This is a genomic window from Salinivibrio sp. AR640, from assembly GCF_001995405.1.
Classification (GTDB): domain Bacteria; phylum Pseudomonadota; class Gammaproteobacteria; order Enterobacterales; family Vibrionaceae; genus Salinivibrio; species Salinivibrio costicola.
The window spans coordinates 93,926-111,146 of sequence record NZ_MUFD01000004.1 but is presented as its reverse complement, the minus strand read 5'-3'; the positions used below and the strand labels follow the sequence as shown (position 1 = coordinate 111,146).

The 17,221-nt window shown below is 51.7% G+C and carries 15 protein-coding genes and 1 other RNA gene; 6 read left to right on the top strand and 10 right to left on the bottom strand.

Features of this window, described 5'->3' with window-relative positions:
* Positions 1 to 265 precede the first annotated feature (265 nt).
* Positions 266 to 649, top strand: a complete 384-nt coding sequence (rraB, locus tag BZG75_RS03885; RefSeq protein WP_021022642.1) for a ribonuclease E inhibitor RraB — start codon at positions 266 to 268, stop codon at positions 647 to 649.
* A gap of 65 nt (positions 650 to 714) precedes the next feature.
* On the opposite strand, the gene BZG75_RS03880 is transcribed toward rraB, so the two are convergent.
* From BZG75_RS03880 to pepA, 5 genes are all read right to left on the bottom strand, one after another.
* Positions 715 to 1,245, bottom strand: coding sequence for a GNAT family N-acetyltransferase (locus BZG75_RS03880; RefSeq protein ID WP_077576221.1), 531 nt, complete (start codon positions 1,243 to 1,245; stop codon positions 715 to 717).
* 127 nt (positions 1,246 to 1,372) lie between these two features.
* Positions 1,373 to 1,756, bottom strand: coding sequence for a DUF2061 domain-containing protein (locus BZG75_RS03875; protein WP_077459876.1), 384 nt, complete (start codon positions 1,754 to 1,756; stop codon positions 1,373 to 1,375).
* A gap of 238 nt (positions 1,757 to 1,994) precedes the next feature.
* A complete protein-coding gene (locus BZG75_RS03870; protein WP_077459875.1) occupies positions 1,995 to 4,853 on the bottom strand; it encodes a valine--tRNA ligase in 2,859 nt (952 codons plus the stop codon).
* Positions 4,854 to 4,871: 18 nt separating this feature from the next.
* A complete protein-coding gene (locus BZG75_RS03865; RefSeq protein WP_021022638.1) occupies positions 4,872 to 5,372 on the bottom strand; it encodes a DNA polymerase III subunit chi in 501 nt (166 codons plus the stop codon).
* Positions 5,373 to 5,522: 150 nt separating this feature from the next.
* On the bottom strand, positions 5,523 to 7,034 hold the full coding sequence (gene pepA / locus BZG75_RS03860) for a leucyl aminopeptidase (RefSeq protein WP_021022637.1): 1,512 nt from the start codon (positions 7,032 to 7,034) through the stop codon (positions 5,523 to 5,525).
* A 194-nt stretch (positions 7,035 to 7,228) separates the two neighbouring features.
* On the opposite strand from pepA, the gene lptF reads away from it, so the two are divergent.
* Both lptF and lptG read left to right on the top strand, forming a co-directional pair.
* Complete coding sequence (lptF, locus tag BZG75_RS03855; RefSeq protein WP_021022636.1) at positions 7,229 to 8,329, top strand: LPS export ABC transporter permease LptF; 1,101 nt, start codon at positions 7,229 to 7,231, stop codon at positions 8,327 to 8,329.
* Positions 8,329 to 9,402, top strand: coding sequence for an LPS export ABC transporter permease LptG (lptG, locus tag BZG75_RS03850; protein WP_021022635.1), 1,074 nt, complete (start codon positions 8,329 to 8,331; stop codon positions 9,400 to 9,402). The genes lptF and lptG overlap by 1 nt, the downstream gene beginning before the upstream one ends.
* Before the next feature lie 138 nt (positions 9,403 to 9,540).
* Here lptG and BZG75_RS03845 read toward each other — a convergent pair whose 3' ends face one another.
* The 5 genes from BZG75_RS03845 to BZG75_RS03825 all read right to left on the bottom strand — a co-directional run bounded on the left by BZG75_RS03845 (position 9,541) and on the right by BZG75_RS03825 (position 15,149).
* On the bottom strand, positions 9,541 to 11,493 hold the full coding sequence (locus BZG75_RS03845) for a TonB-dependent receptor domain-containing protein (RefSeq protein ID WP_077576220.1): 1,953 nt from the start codon (positions 11,491 to 11,493) through the stop codon (positions 9,541 to 9,543).
* A gap of 294 nt (positions 11,494 to 11,787) precedes the next feature.
* Positions 11,788 to 12,339: a BON domain-containing protein gene (locus tag BZG75_RS03840; RefSeq protein ID WP_077576218.1), complete on the bottom strand. Its 552-nt coding sequence runs from the start codon at positions 12,337 to 12,339 to the stop codon at positions 11,788 to 11,790.
* Positions 12,340 to 12,342: 3 nt separating this feature from the next.
* The gene (locus BZG75_RS03835) at positions 12,343 to 12,933 is read right to left on the bottom strand and encodes a phosphoheptose isomerase (protein ID WP_021022633.1); all 591 of its coding nucleotides are present in this window, start codon (positions 12,931 to 12,933) and stop codon (positions 12,343 to 12,345) included.
* A gap of 3 nt (positions 12,934 to 12,936) precedes the next feature.
* Positions 12,937 to 13,302 carry a YraN family protein gene (locus BZG75_RS03830; RefSeq protein ID WP_077576216.1) on the bottom strand — a complete coding sequence of 122 codons (366 nt, stop codon included), beginning with the start codon at positions 13,300 to 13,302 and terminating at the stop codon, positions 12,937 to 12,939.
* Positions 13,299 to 15,149 carry a penicillin-binding protein activator gene (locus BZG75_RS03825; protein ID WP_158009958.1) on the bottom strand — a complete coding sequence of 617 codons (1,851 nt, stop codon included), beginning with the start codon at positions 15,147 to 15,149 and terminating at the stop codon, positions 13,299 to 13,301. The genes BZG75_RS03830 and BZG75_RS03825 overlap by 4 nt, the downstream gene beginning before the upstream one ends.
* 61 nt (positions 15,150 to 15,210) lie before the next feature.
* On the opposite strand from BZG75_RS03825, the gene rsmI reads away from it, so the two are divergent.
* The 3 genes from rsmI to mraZ all read left to right on the top strand — a co-directional run bounded on the left by rsmI (position 15,211) and on the right by mraZ (position 17,213).
* Positions 15,211 to 16,068 carry a 16S rRNA (cytidine(1402)-2'-O)-methyltransferase gene (gene rsmI, locus BZG75_RS03820; RefSeq protein ID WP_021022630.1) on the top strand — a complete coding sequence of 286 codons (858 nt, stop codon included), beginning with the start codon at positions 15,211 to 15,213 and terminating at the stop codon, positions 16,066 to 16,068.
* A gap of 54 nt (positions 16,069 to 16,122) precedes the next feature.
* An RNA gene (gene rnpB / locus BZG75_RS03815) (RNase P RNA component class A) lies at positions 16,123 to 16,503 on the top strand.
* Between the two features lie 251 nt (positions 16,504 to 16,754).
* A complete protein-coding gene (mraZ, locus tag BZG75_RS03805) occupies positions 16,755 to 17,213 on the top strand; it encodes a division/cell wall cluster transcriptional repressor MraZ (protein WP_021022628.1) in 459 nt (152 codons plus the stop codon).
* Positions 17,214 to 17,221 lie beyond the last annotated feature (8 nt).

Here is a 17,221-nt window from a genome sequence, read left to right as displayed (position 1 = left end):
GGGATGTGTGCTCACCGATAAGGTGGGAATGCGGGCCGTTTGCACAGGGTGGGCGTGTCTCATGTCCTCCTTGGATGGTCGAATAATGACAACCTTCCGAGGGGAGGTCAATGTTACAAATCACTAACAATCTCGCCAAACTAGCAAGGTCACAGAAAATTCATCAACTTGGCGGTTTTATCGTCAGCTTCGCGGTGAGCGAACGTGGCATTTTTGCCGAAACCGTGCCATATTGCGCCCGTATTCATTTTCTGGAGTCGCGCTTATGTCACAGGCTGAACTGATTGAACAACAACACCAAGAAACGCGCATGATTATCGAGGAGCTTCTCGCTGACGGCAGTGATCCGGATGCGTTATATACCATTGAGCACCATTTATGTGCCGATACCTTTGCGGCGCTGGAAGATGCGGCGGTCGAGGCCTTTAAAATGGGCTTTGAGGTAGCAGAGGCTGAAGAGCTCGAGCTGGAAGAGGGCGGCACGATTGTTTGCTTTGATGCGGTCATGGAAACCGCCTTGAATGCCGAACGCATTGATGAGCAGGTAGAAAAGTTGGTGGCGTTGGCCGACAAGCACAACATTGATTACGACGGCTGGGGTACCTATTTCGAGTCGGATGAAGACGAAGAAAGCCCAGAAAGCGAGTAAATTTACTCGCATCAGTAAGCCTCAAAAAGCCACGTTAGCGTGGCTTTTTATTTGCCTGAACTTGTTTACAGCACCTTTATCATGGTGACTTCACAGCTGTCGTGACCGGTGTTTCCCATCCTAGGACACGGCACAAAACCGAGTGACTGATATAAGGCAATGGCGGCGGTGAGGTTGGCGGTGGTCTCGAGGTAGCAGCGCTGATAGCCCCATTCTCGCGCCGTATCCATCGCCTTGACGGCTAACCGCTTTGCGATGCCTTTGCCGCGTAATGCTGGCAGAAAGTACATCTTCTGTAGTTCACACACACCATCGTGCCCAGGCAAAGGGGCGACACCACCACCGCCGAGGATCACTCTATCTGCTTCAATCACCCAATAGGCGGCATGCGGGTGCGTATATTGTTCGCTGAGATAATCGAGGGTGGGATCGGCCACGCTAAATCCGGCATCGGCACTAAGACCATGTTCGGCAGAGACGCGACGAATGACATCGGCAATGGCAGGGTTATCGCTCGGCGCAATTAAGCGCACGTCGAGGGACGCAGGGGCGTGTGAGTCAGCCTTGCGTAAATTTTGGGGGCAATCCTTAGCCATTAATACACTCCGGATAATAGATTTATCGACAATCTATCTCACTGAGATGGCTTTCACAACTCAATCGCGATACAGGCAAGGCGGCGATCATTGCGCGTTGTTCGGCGTCACTATCCCCGGTGTGGTTTTAGTGGTGGTGGCCAAGGTGCACCGGCGCGGGTTTTACCCCATGACGGCGCTGCCAGATTTTTTCATGGAAAAAGTAAGCCAATGTATTGATGCTTGGCTCAACCAGCGCTAATGCACCACCGACTAACCAATCACCGCTGATCAAATAGCCGACCAAGAAAGCGACGTTAAAGTGGATCACCGCAAAGCTGGCGGTTTTAATCACCGGACGCGCTTGACGGCTTAGTTTCCACACTTTTTCATGAAGGTAAAAGGCACCCGTGTTGACCGTTGGCTCGGTCATGGCAATTAAGCTACCTAAAATGATATCGCCGGTGAGCACATACGCGACCGTAAAGGCGATCGAAAAGTGGATAGCGGCAAAACTGAGTGTCTTTTTCATGGTGTAGCTCCTTCGCGGCAACACGCGTTTAATCAACAATGACAGTATGTACGGTTCATGTCGATAAATAAAAACGGTTCTCACTATCTTTTAGATAGAGAAGGGCTATCAAAGGCGATCAGTGCTGGTACAACAACCGTTGAGAAAGTAACCAAGCCAATTGTGTGCTGGTGTTGGGCATAAAAAAAGCCACGCCGATTGGCGTGGCTTATCACAGGGTATCGGTAAGACCGATGAACTATAACGCAGCGATGGTGACCTTTTGCTCACCGAGCTTGGTTAAGGTGTCACGATAGCCATCGAGCTTTTCACGCTCTTTCGCTACCACGGCTTCGGGCGCTTTAGCGACAAAGCCTTCATTGCCAAGCTTACCTTCAACACGCTTGATCTCACCTTCGATTTTGGCGATCTCTTTGTCCAGACGCGCCAGTTCGGCATCTTTATCAATCAAGCCCGCCATTGGGATCAAGATCTCAGCGCTGCCAACCAAGGCAGACGCACAGGCCGGTAGCGTTTCGCTGCCGTCCAGTACCTTGAAACTGCCCAGTTTGGCCAGTGCGTTTAAGGTGGTGCTGTTGCTGCTCGCACGATCAGCATCACGTGAATCGGCGGCTTTTAGCATTACGTCAAGCGGTTGGCTTGGCGCAATATCGTACTCAGCACGTAGGTTACGGATGCTGACGATAAACTGCTTCACCCACTCAATATCTTCTGACGCTTGGGTGTTCACGTGGCTTTGATCAAATTGCGGCAGAGGCTGCTGCATAATGGTGTCGCCTTCCACGCCGTTTACCAGCGGTTTAACGCTCTGCCAGATCGCTTCGGTGATGTAAGGGATCACAGGGTGCGCCAGACGCAAGGTTTTCTCCAGCACGGTGATCAAGGTATAACGGGTGGCACGCTGTTGTGCGTCGTCACCTTTCCACAGCACCGGCTTGGTCAGCTCCAAGTACCAATCGCAGAATTGATGCCAGATAAACTCATACAAGACGCCCGCCGCCATATCGAGACGGTAGTTGTCGAGGTGGGTGTTAAAGTCTTTGGCCGCTTGTTGGAACTGAGACTCGATCCACTGATCGGCATTTGAGAAGGTCATCTCGCCGCCGTTCATGCCGCAATCTTGCTCTTCGGTGTTCATCAGCACGTAACGGCTGGCGTTCCAAAGTTTGTTACAGAAGTTGCGGTAACCTTCCAGACGCTTCATGTCCCAGTTGATGTCACGGCCGGTAGAGGCCAGTGCCGCCAAGGTAAAGCGCAAGGCATCGGTGCCGTGGGCGTCGATGCCGTTTTCGAAGGTTTTGCGGGTCGCCTTCTCGATTTTTTCAGCCAGCTTAGGCTGCATCATGTTACCGGTGCGCTTGGCAACCAGATCATCAATACCAATGCCGTCAATCATGTCGAGTGGGTCAAGCACGTTGCCTTTCGACTTCGACATCTTGGCGCCACTTTCATCGCGAATCAGGCCGGTCATGTAGATGGTTTTGAACGGGACTTGTGGCTTGCCGTTTTCATCTTTGATGAAGTGCATGGTCATCATGATCATGCGCGCCACCCAGAAGAAGATAATATCGAAGCCTGACACCAATACATCGGTAGGATGGAAGGTTTTCAGTGCATCGGTATTTTCTGGCCAGCCGAGGGTGCCGAATGTCCAAAGCGCCGATGAGAACCAGGTATCGAGCACGTCTTCGTCTTGGCGCAGCGCGACGTCGTCGCCAATCTGGTTGTCACGACGGACTTCGTCTTCATCGCGGCCCACATAGACGTTGCCTTGGTCGTCATACCAGGCAGGAATGCGGTGACCCCACCAAAGCTGACGCGAAATACACCAGTCTTGTACATCGCGCATCCAGGCAAAGTACATGTTTTCGTATTGCTTGGGCACAAACTGAATGTCGCCATCTTCTACCGCTTTGACAGCCGGCTCGGCGAGCGGCGCGGTGCGCACATACCATTGGTCGGTCAGCATTGGCTCAATCACCACGCCACCGCGATCGCCATAAGGGACGGTCAGATCGTGATCTTTGATTTCACCCAGCAAGCCGAGAACGTCAAACTCGGCGACGATCGCTTTACGCGCCGCAAAACGTTCCAAACCCTGGTAGGCGGCTGGAATGTCGCTCGCGTAGGCGGTGCTTGGCTGGCCTTTGTGATCAAACACTTCTGCGTGCTCGCGGATATCCGCGTTCAGGGTCAAAATGTTGATCATTGGCAGCTGGTGGCGCTGGCCGACTTCGTAGTCATTAAAGTCGTGCGCGGGAGTGATTTTTACACACCCGGTGCCTTTTTCCATGTCGGCGTGTTCGTCGCCCACGATCGGGATACGACGATTCACCACTGGCAGCAACACGTGCTGACCAATCAGATCTTTGTAGCGCGGATCGTCTGGGTTTACCGCAACACCGGTATCGCCCAGCATGGTTTCTGGACGGGTGGTGGCAACGACAATGTAGTCTTTACCGTCTGCGGTTTTGGCACCATCAGCCAGTGGATAACGGAAATGCCACATGTGGCCTTTCTTATCTTTGTTTTCCACTTCCAAGTCCGAAATCGCCGTGTGCAGTTTCGGATCCCAGTTCACCAAGCGTTTGCCGCGATAAATCAAGTCTTCTTTGTGCAGGCGCACAAACACTTCTTTTACCGCATTGGAGAATCCTTCGTCCATGGTGAAACGTTCGCGATCCCAGTCGACAGAGGCACCCAAGCGGCGCAGCTGTTGGGTAATGGTACCACCGGATTCGCCTTTCCATTGCCAAATTTTGTCAATAAACGCGTCACGGCCGTAGTCGTGCTTGGTTTTGTTTTCTTCGGCTGCGATCTTACGTTCCACCACCATCTGCGTGGCAATACCGGCGTGGTCGGTCCCCACTTGCCAAAGGGTATTTTTACCTTTCATGCGCGCGGCACGGGTCAGGGTATCCATGATGGTATCCTGAAACGCGTGGCCCATATGCAGGCTACCGGTTACATTCGGAGGTGGGATCATGATGCTAAAGGCATCTTTGCTGGTATCACCATGAGGTCGGAAATAGCCCGCCTCTTCCCAGCGCTGATACAGCGCTTTTTCAATTGATTGTGGATTATATGTCTTTTCCATAGCGCTCTTGAAAGATCGTCAAGGGTTGGGCGATTGGTCGATGGCCAAGGTATGAAGTTGCAGGCCTGCCAGTCGGTATGCTTTATATCGGTGACGCGCGTGCTGTTTAAGCGTCTCATCGCAAGGGACGAAGTCTACCACTTGTGCAAACGAAGGCGCAAAATTTGATGCCTCTGTCGCCAAATTGATTAACACACTGCGATGACCGGTATGGCGCACACCTGGCCAGCCTATTTCCACCGGTGCGCCGCCTCGCGGCCCTTCACCGACCAGGTTATGGGGCACGAAGGTATCTGGGTCACGTTGCCATAAAGCGTCATCCAATTGATGCGCTTGGGCTTGGTCCTGTGCGGCCAGATAAATGCGTTGCCCTTGTTGATAGTAGTAAAAAGCCAAATCAATGGCCGTGTCTATCAGTATTTGTTGTTCACGCGCTTGCTGCTCAGGTGTCAGCCCCAGGCTGTTGCTGTCGTCTGCCGGCTCGGGCGGCGACAAAAGATAAAAGGTGGCGGTGGGCATATACGCTCCTAAATGTGAGAAACGGCCTCCGTCCCAAAAGCGGGGTGTCCGGGTAGCGCGGAGCCATCAACATAGCCGATTGTGCGTGCAGACACCAGTGCCGGATAAAGTTTCAACAAAAAAGGAGGCCGGTGGGCCTCCTGTTCGTGGTTACTCTTCCAATTCAAGCCCGGAGCGGTTGAGTAAAAATTGCACCAGCAGAGGAACGGGACGGCCGGTGGAACCTTTTTCTTTGCCGCCGCTTTTCCAAGCAGTCCCAGCGATGTCTAAGTGTGCCCAGTTGTACTTTTTGGCAAACCGAGACAAGAAGCAGCCCGCGGTGATGGTGCCACCGCCTTTACCACCAATATTGGCCATATCGGCAAACGGGCTATCGAGTTGCTCTTGGAACTCGTCAGTCATTGGCAGGCGCCACGCACGGTCACCGGCTTGCTCTGAGGCACTGATAATATCGTGCGCCAAGGGGTTCTGGTTAGCAATTAGGGCGCTGATGTGATGGCTAAGGGCCATGATGCACGCGCCGGTGAGGGTTGCCACATCAATCACACACTCTGGCTCATAACGCTCTACATAGGTGAGGGCATCACAAAGTACTAAGCGACCTTCGGCGTCGGTATTAAGCACCTCGACCGTTTGCCCTGACATGGTCGTCAGGATGTCACCAGGACGATATGCTTGGCCGTCTGGCATGTTTTCACAACCGGCGAGCACACCCACGACATTGATAGGTAGGTTAAGCTCGGCCAAGGCACGCATCACCCCAAATACCGATGCGGCACCGCCCATGTCGTACTTCATCTCATCCATACCGGCACCGGGCTTAATGGAAATACCGCCCGAGTCAAAGGTGAGGCCTTTGCCGACGAGCACAATCGGTTTTGCCTCTGGATCAGGGCTGCCCTTGTACTCCATGATCGACATCATCGATTCATTTTTTGAGCCACGGCCAACCGCAAGATAGGAATGCATGCCCAGCTTGTCCATTTCTTCTTCACCGATAATACGGGTGGTGACCGCATCATAGTCATCGGCTAAACGGCGCGCTTGCGAGGCAAGATAGGCAGGGTTCGCCACGTTCGGTGGCATATTACCCAAATCTTTACAGGCATTCACACCAGAAGCGATCGCTAAGCCATGCGCGATGGCACGCTCACCCAGATTCAATTCACGACGCGTTGGGACATTGAACACCATTTTGCGTAATGGGCGACGAATTTCTGGCTTAACACTTTTGAACTGGTTAAAGGTGTACAGACTGTCTTTGGTGCTTTCAACCGCTTGACGTACCTTCCAGTATGTATCACGGCCTTTAACGTGTAGCTCGGTTAAAAAACAGACCGCTTCCATCGAGCCGGTTTCATTGAGGGTGTTGATGGTTTTTTTGATGATTTCTTTGTATTGGCGCTCGCCGAGCTCGCGCTCTTTACCACAACCCACCAGTAATACGCGCTCAGATAACACGTTCGGAACATGGTGTAGCAGGAGCACTTGGCCGGGTTTACCTTCAAGATCACCGCGGCGCAGCAGGGCGCTGATGTAGCCGTCGCTGATTTTGTCGAGTTGCTCGGCCACGGGGGACAGGCGGCGAGGCTCAAACACGCCAACGACAATACAGGCACTGCGTTGCTTTTCGGGGCTACCGCTCTTTACACTGAACTCCATTTGTACTCCTAGATCCTAAAGACAATTGAGACCAAATGTTGGATAATGCCGCCACTATATGTTGTTGAACGCGCTTTGATGCGTCCAGATCAGCCGGCGGTCAACAAATGGCCGAAAGATTAGAAAACAACTAATTAACCCAGAAACTATAGTTATTCGAGTAAAAAAACAAGTTTTCCATAGGTGCCTTCGCTTTGATAATTGTTCGATATTTGATCCGGGAGACAGTTAAAACACAAGTTGCCGTTTTATTTGTGTTGTTTCTAGTCTTTTTCAGCCAAAAATTTATCCGTGTACTCGCCAGTGCCACGGAAGGATCGATCCCGGGGAATCAGATCATTACCTTAGTCGGTTTATATATGCCGTCGATGGCAATGCTGATGTTACCTTTGAGCTTGTATATCGGCATTTTGATTACATTCGGGCGGCTCTATGCTGAGAGTGAGATCACGGTCATGAACGCCACTGGGATTGGCAATGAGTTTCTGATCCGCGCTGCGCTGTATCTCGCGATTATCACCGGATCCGTGGCGGCGTTTAACTCGCTTTGGCTAACGCCATGGGCCAATAACCAAGAGCTCGAGGTGATGGAGCAATTAGAGGCCAAATCCGGTTTAGAATTGTTGGTGCAAGGGCAGTTTCAAAGTGCGCCATCGGGTGAGGCGGTGATTTTCGTTGATAATATCGAAGATGATGGTAAAACGCTCAAACAGGTATTTGTCGCTCAGCCCGTCCCTCAAGGCTCTTTACTGCCGAATGTGGTGGTGGCCGATAAAGGCTATGTGTCTGAGCTGCCTGACGGTCGACAAGTCTTGGATTTGTTAGAGGGAACCCGTACCGAGGGCGTACCGACTCAGCTTAACTATGGTGTAACGACCTATAAAAACTATCAGGTATTGATTGGTCAGCGCGAAGTGCGTGAAAAAAGTCGTGACTGGGATGCGATGCCAACCTTGCAGTTGGTTGGTGAATCAAGTTTGAAGGCGCGCGCCGAACTGCAGTGGCGTATTTCCTTGGTGTTGTGTATCCCCTTGATGACCATGATTGTGGTGCCGTTATCGGCGGTGAACCCGCGTCAGGGACGCTTTGCCAAACTCTTCCCCGCGATAATGATTTATCTGGCCTATTTTTTATCGATCAGCGCGGCGAAATCCGCGGTAGAAGATGGCGATCTGCCCGCACAAATTGGTCTGTGGAGTATCAATGTGGCCGCTTTATTACTGGCCGTGATCCTCGCCAGCTGGGATTCGCTACCGGTGAGAAAACTCAAAGCTAGCTTAAAAGGATCTGCCTGATGTTTCGCATTCTTGATTGGTATATTGGCCGGACTCTGATAGGCACCTCGTCACTGTGTTTGGCGACCTTGGTGGGATTGTCTGCGATCATCAAGTTTGTCGAGCAGTTACGCTCGGTCGGTGATGGTACCTACACCATGGGCAAAGCGATTTTGTATGTGTTGCTCAGCATGCCGCGCGATATTGAAATGTTCTTCCCCATGGCGGTTTTGCTGGGGGCATTGATTGGTTTGGGAATGCTGGCCTCAAGCTCAGAGCTGGTGGTGATGCAGGCCGCTGGAGTGTCGAAACTCCAAATTGGCCTATCAGTGCTTAAAACGGCCATTCCGTTAATGTTGATTGTGATGGTGCTGGGCCAGTGGGGCGCACCGGATGCGCAAAAAGCCGCTCGTGAGCTGCGTGCCATTGCCAAATCAGGTGGAAACGTGATGTCGGTGCGGCGCGGGGTTTGGGCGAAAGATGGCGACGATTTTATTTATATCGCCCGCGCGGATGAGCAAGATACGCTGACCGGTGTGAGCATTTGGAAGTTTGATGACCAGCAAACCATGACCAATGTGGTGTTTGCTGAGCGTGCTGATTATCTCAATAAAGACAGTTGGATGCTTAAAGATGTGACCATTACGCGCATGCAAAATCAAACCGCGCTGAGCAATGTAGAGCAGGATGAATTGGTTTGGAATACCACACTGACGCCTGACAAATTAGCGGTGGTGACGGTGAAACCGGAAGAGCTACCGCTATCGGGTTTGTATAGTTATGTGTCGTACCTTAAAGCGTCACAGCAAGATGCGTCACGTTATGAGCTGGCCCTGTGGCGCAAAGCGGTACAGCCGCTGTCGATCGCGGTGATGATGCTGTTGGCGCTGAGTTTTGTCTTTGGCCCTTTGCGAAGTGTCACCATGGGTGCGCGGGTGCTATCAGGGGTGATTTTTGGCTTTGGCTTTTATATCGCCAACGAAGTCTTTGGGCCGATGAGTTTGGTGTATCATCTCCCTCCGGCCATTGGTGCTATCACCCCAAGTGTCATTTTTCTGGTGATCACCTTGCTGTTACTGAGACGCAAGCTGTAGTGCTGAAAGTAAACGCTTAGCGACAAGGTAAGGTGATGACATCAGTGCTTTGGCAAATCAATCGCGAGCGTGAAGAGATTAAAAAAGGGCCGATAACATATCGGCCCTTAGTTTATTTGATCATTCTCTAAGTGTGGTTTAGAAGCTGTAGCTCATACCTAAACGAACATCGCGCCCAGGCTCAGGCATGCTATTGCCGCTGCTTAAGGTAAACGAGCTATGCTCGCTGTATTCTTTGTCGAGCAGGTTATTGACCGCGAGTGAAACAGTAAGCCCCTGATAGGCTGCTGGCTGCCACTGTGCGCGTACATCATGAACCATGTAACCAGGTTTCTCGTGTTTACCTTCTGGCACATCGGTCAGCCTTTCCACTCCGGTAAGGGTATAGCCTAAGCTCACATCGGTATCGACTAGCTGATATTGCGTATCCCACACCCAAGTGTTACCGACTGACGCGCCAATTGCCATGGCGTCGCCCAAAGGATCGCCATTTTCATCTTCCATGTCGACGTAGCTATAGCTCAGTCGGGTATCGAGCTGCTTGAGCGCCCAGTTAACACTGGCTTCGACACCTTGGCTCGTCACATCATCCTCTAGATTGTAAAGGTAGTGTGGGTCACTACCGCGATCATACGCCTGGTAGTTTTCTATTTGAGTATTAAAGCCAGTGACTGCAAAACTCAGGATGTCTTGTTCGGCTAGCATCCCATAACCTTGCCATTCAACACCGATTTCAGCTTGTTTAGCTTGTTCGGGCTTTAAGCCTTTTTCCACATCAACGGCACCACCGATCAACAATACTTCGCGGGTTTTGGCACCGCGCACGGCTTCGCCGTAGCCAGCATGAAGACGGAGGTTATCAGTGGCTTGATAGCTCAGTTGTAGGTTCGGTGATACTTTACTGCCATCGATCTCGCCTGCTTGGCCATAATCGGTGTGGTAATCATCAAAACGGGCACCCCAAGCAATGCCAAGGTCGCCGATTGTCATTCTATCTTGCAAGAAAACACCAATGTTTCTGGCTTTGTCTTGGTTGTTAGGACCATTCGCTTCTTTATAGTCGATATTGTCGGTTTTTTGCTCGAACATATCGATGCCAGCGGTGAGGTCATGCTGCAAAGCACCGGTATTGAAACGCATACGATTACGAATATCACCGCCAATATTGCGTGAACGGCTGAATGTCTGGCTCTCAATGCGATCAAGGTCGAGGGTGTTTTGATAGAGCTTGGTGGTCAGTTCAATCCAGTTAGAATCCGGCGCCCAGCGATGTTGGAAAGAGAAGGTTTCGCGCTCGGTTTCTTGATAGCTCTGTGACTGACGGCTGAATTCAGGCATGTGCGCACGGATAAAGTAATCGCCCTCATCCGTCCGACGTTCGGCGCTAACACGAACATCATGATCACCGTGCTCAAGAAGCGAAAGCTTGATCAAGTAGCTTCGCTGTTGGCTGGCAGTAGCAGGTTGTAAATCACCACCACCGTGACGATAGTCGTCACTATTGCGACCTTTCATGTAGGCAAGAATGCCCAGTGATTCGCCAAGGCGACCATACACAGCGGAACTGCCCGAGGTCGCATTTGCCGCGCTTTCGTGGCCGGCGGAAAAACGGGCACCGATATCTTGCCCTGCGCGAAGCATGTCTTGCGCATCTTTGGTTTCAAAGCGGACGCTACCTCCTAATGCGCCAGGGCCACTATCAGCGCTAGCAGGTCCGGACTCTACGCCAACACGTTTGAGTAATTCAGGCTCAATATTTAAACGCCCTTGGTGATGGAACAGGTAGCCACCTTGAGCTGCACCATCAACGGTAATGTTGAGGTTGGTATCTTCAACACCGCGCAGATAGACCTTTTGTCCGGTGCCAATCCCGCCGCCGACGTTAATGCTGGCGGTATCGCGGAACATGTCTTCTAGATCTTGTGCCTGACGTGCTTCAAGCGCTTCGGCATTAACCGCTATTTTGCCTTGTAGGCTGTCAGCGGTGACAGTCACTGTCTCGACCGGCTTTGGGTCTTGAGCATGAGCGGGCAGACTGAGCGTTCCCGCGGCGATAAGAGCAAGGGTGAGCGGTCTTAAACGTAAATGCATGTCATACTCCTATGCAAATAGTTCTCATTTGATTGTGGGGCGGGACTATATCAAGGCGAGATCAAAATAACCAATAAAATCACATTAAAAATGCGTATTGTTACGATTATCATCTGCCTATGTTGCTAAATGGATAGACTATGTGACGTGTTTGTTTTTAATAAGAAAATAGAGAGGCAATCAGAAAGCTAATGCAGATGCTATGCGGTGGAAACGGACGAGAAAAGAATGAAGACGGAAAATAAGAGGGCCAGCAATCATGCCGGCCCACACAAAAGAATACGTCTTTTAACGTTAATCTTTTTTAGATTGAGGCGCATCTAGGTATTCAAACGCCTTAACCACGCCTTCTACACCGCGAATATTGCGCGCTATCTCAACCGCTTGGTCCGCTTGTGATTGGGTGACGGCGCCCATTAAAAACACTTCGCGGGCTTCAGTGACCACCTTGATATTTACCGCGCGTAACTGGTCATCGGCGACAAAGGCTGCTTTGACTCGGGTCGTTAGCCAGCTATCCGTACTGATATCGGCCAAGCCAACCATTGGCGTTTCACGGACTTCGTTATAGACAACATCGACGTTATCCAGGGCTCGGACCCGTTCAACCAGTTGCTGGGTGAGGGCCTGGTCGGTGCTTTGCCCGACTAACAGAACTTGCCCTTGAAACGATGCCGCTTTAACGCGAAGCTTATTTTTGAACGGGGCTTTGTTCACGATCCCGGCGGTATTGAGACCAATTTGGGTATCGTGCCACTCTTCTCCGGTCGTACGAGGATCGGAGGAATAAATGGCGGAACACGCTTGCAGCGTCAGTGCCAATATCAAGGTCATGATAACGCGCATGAATTATTCTCCGTGAGAAGGAAAGAGGACTTGGTCAATCAGGTCACACAAGCAATGGACAGTGAGTAGGTGTCCTTCTTGAATGCGCGCGGTACGTTGCGAGGGAATACGGACTTCGACATCACGCTGGCCAAGCAACCCGGCCATTTCGCCGCCGTCTTTCCCGGTTAACGCAATAATGGTCATATCACGGGTCACGGCAGCTTCCATCGCTTTGATGATGTCTTTACTGTTGCCGCTGGTGGATATGGCCAGAAGCACATCGCCCGCTTGCCCTAGCGCTCGTACTTGCTTGGAGAAGACTTCATCGTGGCTGTAGTCGTTGGCCACTGCGGTTAAGGTGGTAGTGTCTGTGGTGAGCGCCAAAGCCGGTAAGCTGGGACGCTCAGTCTCAAAGCGATTTAACAGGCAAGACGCAAAATGCTGGGCATTCGCGGCGGAACCGCCATTACCACAACACAAGATTTTGTTGCCGTTAAGTAGGCTTTGCACCATTACTTGTGCCGATTGTGATAGATACTCGGGAATCGCTTCTGCGGCCGCGATTTGGGTTTGAATACTTTCGGTAAAGCTCTCTTTAATGCTCTCTAGCATGACTTACCCTTGAACAATGTTTTGAATCCAGTTGACCGCCTCAACGCTGCCATCAAAGGTGACAGCGTCAAAGCGAAATTCGGTTTGCATACTTTTGATGCCGCGGCATTGCATCCAACGCTCAGCGGCGAGAATTAAACGACGTTGTTTGGTGGCGGTAATGCTCGCCGCCGCGCCACCAAAGCCGTGCCCGCGCCGGAAACGCACCTCGACAAACACCAAGCAACTGCCATCGCGCATCACAAGATCAATCTCGCCGCGACGACTATGGGCGTTTTTATCGAGCAGACTCAGCCCGTGGCGCATTAGGTATTGGCAAGCGTGTGCTTCGTAAGCCTGTCCTGTTGCTCTGGACTGAGGCTGTTTCACTGCGCCTCTCCGCGAGATTCCGTCTCAACAGGCTCAATGGCGGTTTGACCAAATCGCGCCCAGTCTAGCTGACGGTGGATAATACACTGATCGGCGAGTGAGAGTTGCCCCGTTTGACCATTTAGCTGATAACCCGGCTGGGCTTGCATTTGTGGTAGCCCCTTCAGCAGCTGGTAAGCATCCATCCCCAAGGCATGTAAGCGCGTGGTGTTGTTACTTGGCGATGGATGACGCTGTTGATAGCTTTTATACGCATCGCTTTGGGCGTGCACTAATAGAGGAATATCACTGAATTCGATGCCTTCAAGCTCGGCTAATTGGCCCATGCCATCGGCGCGGTTATTGCTACGCGAGCTTGCATAGAGTTTCGGCGGCAAGACATCGGGATTAATCGCGACCTCAATAAAGGGTTTTAATAAGGTCAGCTCAGCGGCACCGGCCACCATATAAACGGCGTCGATATCGCGACGGCTACGGGCTTGCGATTGTAAGGGTAAGTCGGTGAGTTTTTTCAGTTGTGAAATGCGGCGCTGACTGGCGTCTAAACCAAAGATATCACGAATGCGTGCTTGCATTTTATCACGATCACCGAGAGGCGCTTGCTCAACGTCTGTATCGGTGAGTGACTGCCAGCGGGCGGAAAATGCATCACGGATCCGTTGACCAAAGGCGGAGTCAGGGTAGAGCACTAAGGGGAACTGATACCCCTGCTGGTGAAGACGGTCGGCGGCTTGCGCGGCTTCTTGTTCGGGTGACAAGGTGAAGTAGCACACACCTTGCGTATAATTTTCATCCGTGGGCTGGTTAAGCGCCAATAAAGGCACTTGGCCGGCGAGCGCGTCACTGACTGCGGCGACTTTATGTTTCTGCAGTGGCCCCACCACGAAGTCGATGCCGTCATCACGGATACGTTGCGTGAGCGCATCGACATCCATGGCGTTGGTATCGTAAAAGCGCACACGAGGGCGTTGATCTGTTTTCGCATCAAGCATGGCTTCAATAAAGCCATCACGAATGGCATCCCCTTGATCAGCAAATTTATCCGTCAGTGGTAGCATTACCCCTACATTAGTGGGTTGTGTGATGGTCAGTGCTTGGATATCGGCCAAATTATCCGGTAAATACTGGTTCGCGGGGTGCGTAGGGTGCGACGCCAAGTAGGCATCTAATTGGCTTTGCATCTCGGCCAGATCGCGGGTGTAGCGGCGCGCGATGTCCAACAAGGTGACCCAACCGGCAAGGATGTCATCATCACTGGATTGAAGCTGTTTGATCTCGCGCTGGTTGAGCGATTGTAAATCTTGCCACAGCGTGTTCCATGCTTGCTGAGCTTGGTCGGATTCAATATAGCTGGCTAACCGGTGCTGATTGTTGACCGCGTCCAGGGCATTGCCTTGCTGACGCGCAATTTTGGCTTTTTGCTGGTAAAAACGGACATATTGTCCCTCGGTGAGCTGCCAATCAGGGGATAAGGCCAACGCTTGATCGGCTTGGGTTAGCTTGCCGGTTTGTGCCAAAAAGCGCCCACGCGCGAGTGTCCATTCAATACGCTGGTCCGTATTAAGATTGCGCTCAGCCAAGCGCTGCAGCAGCACATCCGCTTGGTTCAATTGCTGCTCGTTAATTAGCGCTTTTATCGCCAGTAAAAACCAGTCATTTTGCTTTTCACCTTGGCTGGTTTCGGCCTGCAACAAATAAAATGTCGAATTTTCCGTTGCCGGTTGACTGATGACATCACGCGCAGTTGGCGTGGTGGACGGCGCACTACAAGCCGCTAAAGCCAATGCTAAGGCTACAGGGGTAATAAGTCGTGTTACACTTTGACGCTTCTGGGTAAGTTTAACCATGAACATATTTCAACCGTGACAACGTTGCCCCTATCTTAATCGCCGAAGGGTTGTTAAACAAATGACTGATGCAAATCTATCCGACCATGCTCACCCCACGCTGTATATTGTGCCAACACCGATTGGTAATTTGGCTGATATTACCCAGCGTGCTCTTGATGTTTTAGCCAGTGTCGACGTGGTCGCGGCCGAAGATACGCGTCATACGGCTCGGTTGCTATCGCATTTTTCGATTAGTGCGAAAACTTTTGCGTTGCATGAGCACAATGAACAGCAGAAAGCCGCTGCATTGTTAACGCGCCTGCAACAAGGCCAGTCGATTGCATTAGTCTCTGATGCTGGCACCCCCTTGATTAGCGATCCGGGATATCACCTGGTCACCCAATGCCGTGAGGCGGGTGTCAGAGTGGTCCCGTTGCCTGGCGCCTGCGCGGTAGTCACCGCATTAAGTGCATCGGGTTTGCCTTCAGACCGTTTTAGTTTTGAAGGGTTCCTGCCTCCTAAGACAAAAGCGCGACAAGATACGTTCCGTGAATTGGCCGATGATCCGCGTACCTTAATTTTCTATGAGTCACCGCACCGTATTCGTGACAGCTTGGCGGATATGCGCGAGGTACTGGGCGACGCACGTCGCGTGGTGTTGGCGCGCGAACTAACGAAAACCTTTGAAACCATCCATGGGGCACCGTTGGGTGAACTCATTGAGTGGTTGAGTGAGGATCCTAACCGCTTACGCGGAGAAATGGTGTTATTGGTCGCCGGCCATCGCGCGGATAAAACGGCTTTGCCAACCGCGGCGTGTCATGCGCTGGGTCTATTGGCGGCCGAGTTACCGTTAAAAAAAGCAGCCGCGTTAGTCGCGGAATTATATGCGGTGAAAAAAAACGCACTCTATAAATGGGGCCTAGAGAATTTATAGCTGAGCGCGATTTACGCTGGCTTGCGTGAATATTCTTCTATATACTCCCCCGCTCGAGTTGGCCGGGTAATCGCTGCTTTATTGATGTCCTTTGGGAGACTGATAAAGGGGAGGAAAGTCCGGGCTCCTCAGGGCAGGGTGCCAGGTAACGCCTGGGAGGCGCGAGCCTACGACCAGTGCAGCAGAGAGTATACCGCCGATGGCTCTTCGGAGCACAGGTAAGGGTGAAAGGGTGCGGTAAGAGCGCACCGCGCGACTGGCAACAGTTCGTGGCACGGTAAACTCCACCCGGAGCAAGACCAAATAGGTCCCTATTGGCGCGGCCCGCGTTTGGGGACGGGTAGGTTGCTGGAGCCTGTGAGCGATTGCAGGCCTAGACGAATGGTTACCACCGTTTTTACGGTACAGAACCCGGCTTACAGGCCAACTCACCTCCTTTTAGGGCGAGCCTTTTTGGCTCGCCCTCTCTTTTTCAGCGTTTGAGTCAGACGATTTGGTTATAACCGAATGTCATCGGCTTTTTTGTGTATTGATTAAGCCGCTGAAAACCTTCTTTAATATCCCTAGGTGTGATCTTGCTCACTGTCATGGCTTGCTTGACTTTCTTTTTACCTGCTACGTACACTTCTGGGTGGGAAAATGTGGTGTAAAGTGGATAATCTTGGTGAAAAAGGGAAAATAACGTCATGTTACGTGGCGTCAGCGCCATTTCGGTCGATAAAAAAGGGCGACTTGCTCTGCCAACGCGCTATCGCGATGGGTTAATTCACCATTGTGATGGCCAGTTTGTGTGCACGATCGATCACCAACTTCCTTGTTTGGCGCTGTACCCGGTCCCGGAATGGGAAGTGATTGAGGCGAAGTTATCGCAGTTATCCAGCTTTCAACCTGCAGAGCGACGCCTGCAGCGTTTATTACTTGGCCATGCGTTTGACTGTGAAATGGACGGACAAGGTCGCTTATTACTGCCTGCGACCTTGCGCCAATATGCCGGGTTAGACGGCAAAGCGATGCTGGTTGGCCAACTCAACAAATTTGAGATTTGGGACGAGCAGACGTGGCAGGCACAAATTCGCCAGGATATGGACACACAGGCGGAATCAACCCCGATGCTCAGTGAGCGGTTAGCAGACCTCTCATTGTAAATAATGAA